At 35.1% G+C, this 11,626-nt stretch carries 12 protein-coding genes; 7 read left to right on the top strand and 5 right to left on the bottom strand.

Annotation, left to right across the window (positions count from 1 at the left end):
* Window positions 1-151: 151 nt before the first annotated feature.
* Genes FFX44_RS07395 through FFX44_RS07375 form a run of 5 tightly spaced genes read right to left on the bottom strand, consistent with a single transcriptional unit; the run spans window position 152 to window position 3,193 of the window.
* Complete coding sequence (locus FFX44_RS07395) at window positions 152-493, bottom strand: DUF202 domain-containing protein (protein ID WP_289979380.1); 342 nt, start codon at window positions 491-493, stop codon at window positions 152-154.
* A 31-nt stretch (window positions 494-524) separates the two neighbouring features.
* Entirely contained in the window at window positions 525-1,370 is an 846-nt protein-coding gene (locus FFX44_RS07390) for a PTS system mannose/fructose/sorbose family transporter subunit IID (RefSeq protein ID WP_289979379.1), read from the bottom strand.
* 2 nt (window positions 1,371-1,372) lie between these two features.
* On the bottom strand, window positions 1,373-2,224 hold the full coding sequence (locus FFX44_RS07385) for a PTS sugar transporter subunit IIC (RefSeq protein ID WP_289979377.1): 852 nt from the start codon (window positions 2,222-2,224) through the stop codon (window positions 1,373-1,375).
* Window positions 2,225-2,249: 25 nt separating this feature from the next.
* Window positions 2,250-2,744 carry a PTS sugar transporter subunit IIB gene (locus FFX44_RS07380; RefSeq protein ID WP_289979375.1) on the bottom strand — a complete coding sequence of 165 codons (495 nt, stop codon included), beginning with the start codon at window positions 2,742-2,744 and terminating at the stop codon, window positions 2,250-2,252.
* Window positions 2,745-2,758: 14 nt separating this feature from the next.
* On the bottom strand, window positions 2,759-3,193 hold the full coding sequence (locus tag FFX44_RS07375; protein ID WP_289979374.1) for a PTS fructose transporter subunit IIA: 435 nt from the start codon (window positions 3,191-3,193) through the stop codon (window positions 2,759-2,761).
* A gap of 275 nt (window positions 3,194-3,468) precedes the next feature.
* Between FFX44_RS07375 and FFX44_RS07370 the strand changes: the two genes are divergently transcribed.
* The 7 genes from FFX44_RS07370 to FFX44_RS07340 all read left to right on the top strand — a co-directional run bounded on the left by FFX44_RS07370 (window position 3,469) and on the right by FFX44_RS07340 (window position 11,593).
* On the top strand, window positions 3,469-6,015 hold the full coding sequence (locus FFX44_RS07370; RefSeq protein ID WP_289979372.1) for a PRD domain-containing protein: 2,547 nt from the start codon (window positions 3,469-3,471) through the stop codon (window positions 6,013-6,015).
* Between the two features lie 271 nt (window positions 6,016-6,286).
* Window positions 6,287-7,531 carry an aconitase X catalytic domain-containing protein gene (locus FFX44_RS07365; protein WP_289979370.1) on the top strand — a complete coding sequence of 415 codons (1,245 nt, stop codon included), beginning with the start codon at window positions 6,287-6,289 and terminating at the stop codon, window positions 7,529-7,531.
* The gene (locus tag FFX44_RS07360) at window positions 7,506-7,931 is read left to right on the top strand and encodes a DUF126 domain-containing protein (RefSeq protein ID WP_289979369.1); all 426 of its coding nucleotides are present in this window, start codon (window positions 7,506-7,508) and stop codon (window positions 7,929-7,931) included. The genes FFX44_RS07365 and FFX44_RS07360 overlap by 26 nt, the downstream gene beginning before the upstream one ends.
* Before the next feature lie 3 nt (window positions 7,932-7,934).
* The gene (locus FFX44_RS07355; protein ID WP_289979367.1) at window positions 7,935-8,960 is read left to right on the top strand and encodes an NAD(P)-dependent oxidoreductase; all 1,026 of its coding nucleotides are present in this window, start codon (window positions 7,935-7,937) and stop codon (window positions 8,958-8,960) included.
* On the top strand, window positions 8,929-9,945 hold the full coding sequence (locus tag FFX44_RS07350) for an ABC transporter substrate-binding protein (protein WP_289979365.1): 1,017 nt from the start codon (window positions 8,929-8,931) through the stop codon (window positions 9,943-9,945). The genes FFX44_RS07355 and FFX44_RS07350 overlap by 32 nt, the downstream gene beginning before the upstream one ends.
* Window positions 9,946-9,974: 29 nt before the next feature.
* Entirely contained in the window at window positions 9,975-10,808 is an 834-nt protein-coding gene (locus FFX44_RS07345; RefSeq protein WP_289979364.1) for an ABC transporter permease, read from the top strand.
* A gap of 11 nt (window positions 10,809-10,819) precedes the next feature.
* Complete coding sequence (locus FFX44_RS07340; protein WP_289979363.1) at window positions 10,820-11,593, top strand: ABC transporter ATP-binding protein; 774 nt, start codon at window positions 10,820-10,822, stop codon at window positions 11,591-11,593.
* The last annotated feature ends 33 nt before the right edge of the window (window positions 11,594-11,626 follow it).

The following is an 11,626-nucleotide window of genomic DNA, read 5'->3' as shown; positions in this document are numbered from 1 at the left end:
TTGTTTTTGAAGGTGCTGGCTGCAACCAGTGCTTTTTTTATTTTCAATTATACCAAAAGAGCTACACTAGAAAAATTATTATTTTTTCTAATGTGGCTCTTTTACTTAGGACTTATGGCACAGCCCCATCTCCTCTATTTATTAAAAAATATTATGAATGGCTAACCTTTTTTCTACGTGAACTCACAGTGTCCTTGTGTGTTTTATAGAAATATTCAAGTTTTTGATCAAAATCATGGATAAGTGCACGAATATTTTGTTGCCCTCTCCAACCTGCATATCCAAATATCATCATGCCCAGAGCACCTACTGCAAACAAGGAGATTCCCAAAATGTTAAGCCAAAAATTTTGGTGGTGGAAAAAGTAAATTAAGACGATTCCAAGACCACTGATAGTAGTCCAAAGCTGAAACCAGTAACCTAAATTTTTAAGCATATGCTTCTGATATGCAACCTCTTCCTCATATCCTTTTTTCATTTCTTGAATTGTCATTTCTACTTTCCTCCTTGTCATTGCGTGTGTTTTAGTAGGAAAGGCCAGGATTGAAGAAGCCAACCAAAACACCAATAAGTGAAATTACTACAAGAATCAACATTGTCCAAATAGCTGAGACATGTCTCTTAGTCATTAACCACCAGCAGAATAAAGTTACAACGACGGTCAATAATCCAGGATAGATACTGTTCAATTTATCTTGAAGATTTAAAAAGACTTTGCCATTTGCTCCATATAATTTAAGTGAAGTTTCAACATTTACCCAAGAAGCCAGAACACCACCAACAACCATACTTCCAACAATTCCGATTGCGCGGCGGATAGCAGCTCCTTGCTTACCAACTAAGAAACTAACGGCTTGATCCCCAAAACGATAACCACGGAAATATAAGAAGCGTTGTCCGAAGTAAGCAATCAGTACCCATGAAACAATGTAGAAAATTGCTCCAAGTGGGGAACCGCCTGTTGACATCCCTAGTGAGATTCCCAGAAGAATAGGGACAAGTGTTCCATCAATTAATGAATCACCAATTCCGGCAATCGGTCCCATAAGGCCAGCACGCATATCATTAATTGTTTCGCCATCAATTTCTTTTCCATTTGCACGTGCTTGTTCCATACTAGCAGTGATACCGACGATCACTGTTCCTAACATGGGGTTGGTATTAAAAAATGCTGTATATGCTTGAATCGCTTTAACTTGATCTTCATGTTTCGGATACAATTTTTTAAGAATTGGCAGCATTGATGCCATGTAACCAAAAGTCTGCATATGTTCTTGTGAAAAACAAGTTAATGCTCCCCAAAACCAGCGATGAAAAGATTTTGTCAGTGTTTTGTGATCAAGCTTTTTTAAGTTATTAGTATTTTCCATAATCAAATATCCTCCTCGTCGTCATCATTCGGCCCTTCAGGCACAGCTTTATTATGGTCGCCACCACCCTTTGACATTTCAACTTCATACATAATAACTGCAAACAATAGTGAAACAACTGTGACTGAGACCAAGTTGAGTCCCAATGAAGCTGCCAATGTGAAACCTACAAGGAAGGGAATAAAGTCGGCTGTCCGACCTATAATCTGACGAAGTAAGATAGCAATCCCAACACATGGTAACATTCCACCGACTGTGAACAGAGTCTTCATAGCTACGCCATCCATAGGCAGAGCATTTCGTAAGGCTGTTACAGCAGTAGCACCATAATAAGTAAGCAGCATTGTTGGCAAGAATGAGAACAGGGCGTGAGAAATCCAAGGCCAGCCGAAGTTAACAGCAGTTAGTTTATTGAGCTTTCCGTTATGAACATCTTTCCATCCAAATGATTGCCAAACCAAGTTCATAGTAGCAACAGAATAATAAAGTACGGTCCCAACAGTTCCAACTAATGTCCCAACTGACTTAGCAAGGTTAGCTGCACTTCCGCCAAGCGGATTTAATCCTTGTGAAGCAATAGCAACCATTGCTAAGGGAATCCCAATATAAGAAATTGCACGTACATCAGCAGAAACAGTTCCACCAGGTGTAACAAGTGCGATATAAACCAATTGCATAGCAACACCACAAGCAATTCCTAGCTGAAGATCTCCTAGAATAAGGCCACAGATCAGACCACCGACTAATGGACGACCAATTGTATAATTACCGACTGCCTGACCAGCCATACATGAGTTAGAGCATAAGCATGCAAACAGTCCTAAAAGTCCCGCTTGAATCCAACTAATTGTCATTTTTAAATCCTCCTCTTTTTAAAATCTAGTAACCAAATTTCGATTTGAACTTATCCCAATTTCCCAAACGTTGATCGGGCAATAGTGCGAAGTCTACTTTGTATCCTTTTTTTTCAATTGCTTCAAAGGCATCCCCTTCTTCTTGGGTAAATGACTGATTATCTCCAAGTTTTATTGCATTTTCGCGATCGTTACCCGGACCGACAATCACTGTTTTTATATCACTTGGTTTAAAATCCAAGTCAACTAAGATTTTTTTCATATCTAATGGGCTTTTAGTAATCAAGAAATATTTAGTTGCAGAGCTTGCAACCTTATCTTTTACCTGATTAAAATGTTCAAGCGTCCAAACAAATGTTTTTTTGTCGGAAGCCGCTTTGTATGCTCCTGCTAAAATTGGATTGTTAGCAGCTTTATCATTCACAGCAATAATACCATCACATGGATATTCCTTACCCCAGCGAACAGTGATTAGTCCGTGAATCATACGATCATCGATTCTTACAAATGAAATTGACATTGTTATAACCCCCTCTAAATATCGTCGTCAGAAGTTTCTGGTGCTGTAGCTATATCTAAAAACTTAATTGCACCTGTGGCTTCTGACATTATTTTTGCCTTTAATTCAGCATCTTCCATAGCATCCTTAGACATTAGTGCAGTCAGTGCCATGGAAAAATTCATACCACCGATTATAAAACTATCTTGTAACTTGCCGTGTTTATTCAAGGTGTTGCAGACCGTTGTAAGTGGACTGCCACCAATGATATCGGCCAAAATAACAAACTGAGCATCAGTTGGAAGTGTGCTAAGAATTGTTTCAAAGCGATTTTCTAACGTCGTACCAGCTTCATCAGGTTTTAACCCTATGGCAATCACTGAATTAATAGTGTCTCCTGCAAACATACTTAAAGTCTGTCTCAATCCACTTGAGAAGTCACCATGACTAACCAGTAATAAATATTTCATCTAATCTCTTCCCCTCTGTAAAAATAAAGTAAATGAAATTTTACAGAAAAACGATGATAATTGACAAAGACGTGTGAAAAATTTGACACACGAGCAATCTTAATCATCGTGAAGGAAGCACCCCCTTTCATTTGAAAATTTGTAAAACATTTCTTAGATTTGTCTAGACTTAAATCAAGGCAACGCTTACACTTATTATATTAAGCATATCTTATTAAAAAGTCACTTGAATGTTGTGCTTAATTATGATCACTAGTGCTTAAGGGGGGATTTTTTTGAATGCTATAGAAAAACTTTATGCAGCGATTGCGCAACAATTTCCTGATGAGCGGATTACAACTAATCAGGCTGCTGATATCGTTGGTTTGACGCGAGGTGTGACAAGCAGTTATTTATCTAAGTTAGAAAAACAAGGTAAATTGAAAAAAACCGGAAGCCGACCTGTATATTGGCAAGTCAAGCATGAAAAATCGGCTTTTGATGAGTTAATCGGTTTTCGTGGTAGTTTGAGAGATGATATCAATCATGCTGTAGAAGCAATTGTTTATCCAGATCATGGTTTACCAATTTTTATTCTAGGAGCCCATGGAACTGGTAAACTAACGCTTGCTCGTGCCATTTATCAGGAAGCAATTCACCGTGGGATTTTTACCAAAAAAGCAATTTTTGAGACAATTGATTGTGGCAAGTATAAAAATAAATTCAGTGTATTGCAAAGAGAAGTCCAATCAGCTGCAGGTGACAATCTAGGCAACACTCATTCAAGGGCTGATGGTGCGCAAAAAGAGGGTTTCTTATACATCAAAAATTTGCAGGTGCTGCATTCGGAAAAACAGCACGATCTTTTTATGTTTGCTAATCAGCAGGAGGAAACAAATATTCGCTTTATTTTTTCGGCAACTGCAGAATTAACTGACACTAATTATGTTGATTTCAACTGTGCATTAGTGCAAATCAAATTGAGTTCGCTTAATAAGCGTCCACTTGATGAAAGAATTACATTTGTTGGTTTATTTTTGCAAAGACAAGCTAACAAAATAGGTAAAAATATCTTAATTTCACCACATTCACTAATTAAGTTAGCCAAGTTTACTAATATTGTTAGCATTAGTGAACTTAATAATCGAATACAGTTATTGTGTGCTGAAGCATATGCAAAAACTCCGGATGTTAATCAATTAATAATTAATAAGGCTGACAAAAATTCAATTTGTATAATACCCAACCAGCAATTATTGGAAACAAGAATTACTTCGTTAGTCACGAGTGCACTGCAACTTGGTCCAACAGCTAATAACTTGCTTGAAGGGCTGTCGGAGTCGCTACTTGGCGGAGAGACTATTATTGAGCAGAACTTCTTAGTGCTTAAAGCGCTTAATCAAGTAGACACCACGGTTAGTGAATCACTCTTGACAACACTCGCACAAACAATTCGACAAGTTGCACAGGAAGCTATTACACATCGCTATGGAATTGTTTTTCAAAATGATGATAACTTTTGGCGCTACATGGCACTTGCATTTGTATTTGCCAATCTATGCAGCGAGAATCTGCCTGCTGCCGAATCTACTCATAAGATTCAGGCTGAAGTTAAGAATCGCTATCCAAGGAGTCATTATCTGTTCAAGCAGCTGCTTACAGAGATAGCTCCCCAAAATATTCAGAGTGCATACTACTATATTCCATTTTTTGTGTTGATGGCACAATGTTCGGAGAAACTTGAATCAGTTCACTACAATGCAATTTTACTTACGCATGGAGAACATACAGCATCAAGTATTCAACAAGTTGTCAATACACTTTGCGGTAATTATTTTTTTGAGGCCTTTGATATGCCTATTGATGTCTCCATCAATAGAATAAATGCGTATGTACGAGATTACTTAGTTGATCAAGGTTCTTCTCCAAAGGGTAATATTATTTTGTTTGATATGGGTTCATTAAGAGAAATGTTCAGAGAAATTAAAAAGGTATCTGATCAGGAACTTTTAGTTGTTAATAACGTTACAACTGCGATGGCTCTTGATATTGGGCTGCGGATTCAACGTAATGAGATTTTTCAATCGATTGCAGAGGCTAGTCAAAATTATAGCTCAAGCACTGATGCACAGTATTATGAGGGATTATCAAATCGAAAGAATATTATTGTTTCCTGCATGTCAGGTGTGGGTCTCTCGGAAGAATTAAAAAAGTTGATTGAAGAGACACTTTCTCCATCATTGGAAGTAATTGCTCTTGATTACAAGCATCTCCATGCATTGCTAAAAAATAATGATCGCCAGTTTTTCTCGAATACACAGCTGATCTTAACTACGACAGATGTTAGTGGTGACATGGGAATTGATATTATTAATATTTATAATATTTTTGATAAAACAGTTTCGTCAAAACTAGAAACAATTCTTCTACAAACGGGAGAAAATCAGCAATCAAGTAATTTACTGATTGAGCGATTATTACGCTTTTTATCGATTGAAGGAATCCGTGGGCGGTTGCAAATCCTGAATCCAGACGTTGTTATTCAAGAAAGTCAGGATATCGTGGCACACTATGAGAATTTCTATAATGTAAAATTTGAACCAAGACTGAAATTAAATCTATATATGCATTTATCGCTCATGATTGAACGAATGCTGGTAAGTACAACAGCTTCAGAGAATTCATTCCAAGAAGCAGCTTTAACTCCTAGAAAAAAAGATTTCATTTCTCTTTCTAGTGGAATTTTCCAACCTGTGGAGCAAAAGTTCAATATTAAGGTTCAAGATTACGAGATCGAGTTGCTTTATCAACTCCTCAAAGATTTTATTTTTACCGATAAGTAGAGTAGAGGTTTGGTTAATATTCAAATGAAAAACAAGGCTCAGGAGAAGGAGCCCTGTTTTTTTGACTTATTTTTTGTTAGTTATTAAAAATAAATTAAAATTAGATTGGATTTTGAAAAACAATGTATAACATACAAAAAGTTTGTTATTCAAATTTTTAAAATTTTTCTTTGACATAGCTTGGTTGATGTATTAATCTTCAGCTAAGTTAATGATTCCATTCATTTAACTGAATAATTAATAAAATCATTTATAAAAAGAGGGATAGACAATGGTCAAACTTTCATTAACAGAACAACAGATGTTAAATGGAGACTTTGGTAAAGGGACGCAAACTGCTATGAAAATACAGGTTGCAATTGCAGAAGCATTTGATGCACCATATATGGTTCCAATATCGAGAGCACATGTTGCTTTGAGCAATCAAGAAGCTGATTTATGGTTTGTGGAGAAATTAGTGAGTCAAGGTGCAAAATGTAGAATTAGACCAACAGTTAATCCAAGTTTTAATTGGGATCAGATGGGTCAAATAACTAATTTGAGCAGTGAGGATTTAAATATAGTCAAAAGAACAGATGATGCTTACAAAAAAATTGGTGCTTTAATGACTTATGATTGTACGCCATATTTACAATTAAATGTTCCTAAAGTAGATGATATTATTTCATATTCTGAGTCTTCAGCGACACCCTTTGTAAATTCTGTCTATGGTGCAAAAACAAACAGGGAATCTGCTCAAAGTGCTCTATGTGCAGCTGTAACAGGGGTAGTACCATATTATGGCTACTTAATGAAAGAAAACAGGAAAGGAGAAATTCTAGTTAATGTTCTTGCCAAGATGGATTCTGATTTTGATTTTCAATTATTAGGATATGTGTTGCCGTTAAAGATAGGATTTAAGATACCAGTGTTTAATTTTGTAAATAAAAAGGAGAAAAATAATTTTTCAAATGCATCATTAATGAATTTAGGCGCACAGATGAATACCTCTGGTAATGTTGCAATATATCATATTTTAGGGTATACACCAGAAGCTAATACATTGGAAGATGCTTTCCAAAGTAATTCAATTCCCGAAGAAATTGATATTACTCAGGAAGATTTAGATTCAGTGAGAGATAAGATTTCGGCTCCAATAGGCAAAATAGATTTTGCATTATTTGGATGCCCACATCTTACATTCGAACAAATTCAAAAAGTAACTAAAATAATTGAAGGCAAAAAGTTAGCAGTTCCATTATTCATCATGTCATCAGATCCAACTATGAGGTTATGTGAACAGATGGGAATATTAAAGATTATTGAAGACGCAGGAGGAAACATTATTTCTAATACATGTATGGATCAACCATGTTGGAAATTTTTATACGGTAAAAAAGGTGTTACTGATTCACCAAAATGCGCATATTACACTAAGCGTAGAAGTATGGAATTTGTTATTACAGATTTAGAGAATGCCACATATTCGGCTTTGGAAGGAGAGGTTACAAGTGACAGAAAAAAGCAATTTGTTTAAGTGTCATAAAATTTCTGAAGGTAAAACGAGTGGAGAGGTTCTTTTTTCAAAAGATGGAATATGCTTTTATTTAATTGATCCTGAAAGTGGTGTTGTAATTGAAAGAAATCATAGCCTTTTCGGGAAGAGTATTGCAAACAAAATATTAGTTTTTCCTAATGGGACAGGTAGTTCTGTAGTTCAGGCAGATGGCATGTATCAGTTGAAAATGCACAATATGGGTCCCAAAGCAATGATTGTTGAAAATGCAGATACTACACTTGTTGCTAGTTCAATAATCATGGAAATTCCACTGGTTGATAAAGTAGATTCTGGATTTAATGAAACTGTGAAAAATAAAGATATTTTAGAAGTCAATGCAACTGATGGTGAAATAAAACTTGTTCAGAAAGGAGAATAATAAATGCTAAATAAAAATCCTCTCTTCTGGATAATTGATGAAGAATGGTCTGATTACGATATAGAAACGGAAATAATAAAAAAGTATTATCCAGAGGCAAGTATTAAGTTCTCAACATATGATTATGAAAAAGATTTAAGAAAATGGGGAGATAAGGTAGATGTTGTGCTTGCTCAAGTGTATGCGGCTATTCCGGGAAATGTAATCAGAAGGTTGAAGAGTTGCAAAGGAATTGCATTGTTCGGAGGTGGTTATGATCGAGTTGACATTGAAACAGCTGCAGAAATGGGGATACCAGTAACTAATGTTAAAAATTATTGCAAAGAAGATATCGCTGAATATGTAATAGATGCGATGTTACATTCAAACAAAGCACTTGATTCTTTTGAGGATGTGATTGAAGCTGACTTATGGGGACTTAAAGCCATTAATAAGTTGCAAAATAGATTAAATGAGCAGAAACTTTTTGTGATAGGTTTTGGCAGAATTGGACAATTTGTCGCAAAAGCAGCACAAAATTTAGGGATGAAAGTATATGCTTATGATCCTAGATATAAAAATGGTGAAAACGAGAACAATGTTAAAATAGTAGAACTCGAAGAAGGACTAGCAATTGCTGATTTTGTAACAATTCATTGTAATTTAAGTGAGAAAACGAAACATATGTTAGGCAAGAAAGAATTTCTGAAAATGAAACCCACAGGAGTATTAATAAACACTGCTAGAGGAGCAATTTTAAAAGAAGATGAGTTACTAGAAGCTGTTGAAGAAAAAAAAATTGGTGGAGCTATTTTAGATGTCATAGAACGCGAGCCACCTGAGAAAGAATATTATGAAAAATTCTTGAACAGCAATGTGATAGTTACACCGCATATTTCGTATCTATCAATACAATCAATTAATGAATTAAAGAATAGGTCTACCAAAAATGGAATATCTTTACTGGAAGGAAAGTTAACTGATGATGTTGTCAACATAAATGATAAGGGGAGTTTATATGATAAATATGAAAATTATGCTAAAAAATAAGAGAAATCTGGGGAAAATAGTACTTGCAATGTTGTTAGCTCTGTTAATTGTCAGTACCAAAGTTTCTGCCAGTAGCAATAATACCGTGAAAATCGCACATTCTTCATGGATAGGATTTTATCCTTTAGATTTGGCAGAAGAAAAAGGTTTTTTTAAAGATTATGGAGTTAAAGTTCAAATTAAGGATATTGAAAGTAAGTCAGACAGTAAGAGTGCGTTAGCTGCCGGAAAGATTCAGGGAATAGCAACATCTTTAGATACAAATGTTTTGAGTGCTGCAAGTGGCTTAAAAATTCAGAATATTTTAGCTTTAGATACATCGACAGGTGCTGATGGATTAGTTGGGAATAAGAGTATAAAAAGTTTTAAAGACTTGAAAGGAAAGACAGTTGCATTAGATACGACTGGTGGAGCAAGTTATTTTTGGTTTAATTACATGCTACAAAAAAATAATATGAAATTGTCAGATATAAAAGTTGATTCTATGGACTCAGGAGCTGCGGGTAGTGCTTTTGTAGCTGGTAAGGTAGATGCTGCAATGACATGGCAGCCATGGTTAAGCAAGGCAAAGGCAACAAAAAATGGACATGTTGTAATGTCTAGTAAAAGCTCACCAGGAATAATTGTCGACACATTAGGATTAAGCACGAGTTTTATAAAAAAACATCCTAACCAAGTTAAAGGTATTATAAAAGGTTGGTACAAAGCATTAGCGTATATGAAGTCAAATCCTAAAGATGCTTACAAGATTATGAGTAAAAAAGCAGGAATTACTGCTTCTAAATTGAAGTCTGAAATGACAACACAAATAAAACTATATGATAATAAGGAAAATAAAAAGTACTTTGGGACAAAGAAAAACAAGGGGAATATTTACAAAATATCTAAAGTTGCTTCAGATCTCTGGTATACATCCAAAATTTCTAATAAAAAGGCTAATGTTAATAAAGTTACTAATCCTAAATTTGTAAATGAAATAAAATAGTTCCTCCAAAATAGAAAGTGGTGAATTGCTTGAAACAGTTAAGTTTAGAAAAAGATAAACCAAAAAAAAAGAAAAAAACGTTGCTTGTAAATATAATGGCACCGCAAAGAAAGATACCAAAAAAGGTTTCCATTTTTTTAGGAATATTTTCATTTGTTATTATTTTAGGTCTGTGGAGTTTCATCACATATGGGAAGATAGTGGGATCTATGTTTGTCCCGACTCCGGGGGAGACGTTCAAGGCAATGCACACAATGTTTGCAAATGGTTTTTGGAGTGATATTGGGATAACAGTTTATCGTGTTATGTCAGGATTTATTATTGCACTCATAGTAGCAATACCATTAGGAATTTTGGTGGGGGCATATAGCCCCTTTGCTGCTTTACTAGAGCCTGTTTTCTCATTTGTAAGATATATGCCAGCTTCCGCTTTTATACCACTGTTCATATTTTGGATAGGAATTGGGGAATCAGAAAAAATAGCTGTCATCATTTTAGGAAGCTTACCACAACTTGTATTAATGATTGCAAATAATATCAGAGATGTAGAAACTTCTTTAATCGAAGTTTCCTATACATTGGGAACTAACACTTTTGATGTTTTATGGAAGATTATTTTACCCAAGAGTCTACCAAACATAATGGATACTATTAGAATCGTATTGGGATGGGCATGGACATACGTAATTGTAGCCGAAATAGTTGGTGCTTCTTCAGGAATTGGTTTTAGCATTCTACAAGCACAGAGAACGTTCCAAATAGATAGTATTTTTGTCGGAATTTTAACCTTAGGAATTATTGGCCTAATAGTTGATACAGGGCTAACAATTATTAATAAAAAGGTATTTTCGTGGAATTTTTAGGAGGAACTTTAATGGTAGAAAGTATTGTAGTTAAAAATGTTTCGAAAGTTTTCGAAACAAAATCAGGAGATGTTCAAGCACTAAAAAATATTAATTTAGGAATACAAGATAAGGAGTTTGTTTCAATCCTCGGAACCTCTGGATGTGGAAAGTCAACATTACTAAGAATAATTGGGGGATTGGAAACGGCTTCTGAAGGAGAAGTAATATGCCATGACGCAATTGTTGATGGCCCAAGAGTAGACAGAGGTATGGTTTTTCAACAATACAGTCTTTTTCCTTGGATGAGTGTGCAGAAAAATATTGAATTTGGGTTAAAACAAAAGAAGGTTGAGAAGAGTAAACGTGAAAAGATAGCAAAAGAATATATTAAATTAGTTGGGTTAAAGGGGTTTGAAGACTTATTCCCTAAGAATCTTTCTGGGGGAATGAAGCAGCGTGTTGCATTAGCTAGAGGTCTTGCTAATGATCCAGAGGTTCTTTTATTAGATGAGCCTTTTGGTGCACTTGATATGCAAACCAGAGAAGTTATGCAGGAATTATTACTGGGAATATGGCAGGAATCACCGAAAACAATTTTGATGGTAACACATGATGTTGAAGAAGCAATCTTACTTTCGAACAGAGTAATTATTATGAGCTCACACCCAGGAGAGATTAAAGAAATACTAGATATTGATTTGGGAAATAAAAGAACATTTGAAACTAGATTGACTGAAAAATTTCTTGAATATAAAAGAATTGCCAGCGAAGTAATCCGTGTTGAAACATCTAAAATTTTGTAGTTTTTATTGAAAATGTTATTGTTAGAAAGGTTG

The organism is Lactobacillus sp. UCMA15818, from assembly GCF_030400225.1.
Taxonomy (GTDB): domain Bacteria; phylum Bacillota; class Bacilli; order Lactobacillales; family Lactobacillaceae; genus Liquorilactobacillus.
The sequence above is the reverse complement of the archived record's forward strand: the minus strand, read 5'-3'. Positions and strand labels throughout refer to the sequence as shown.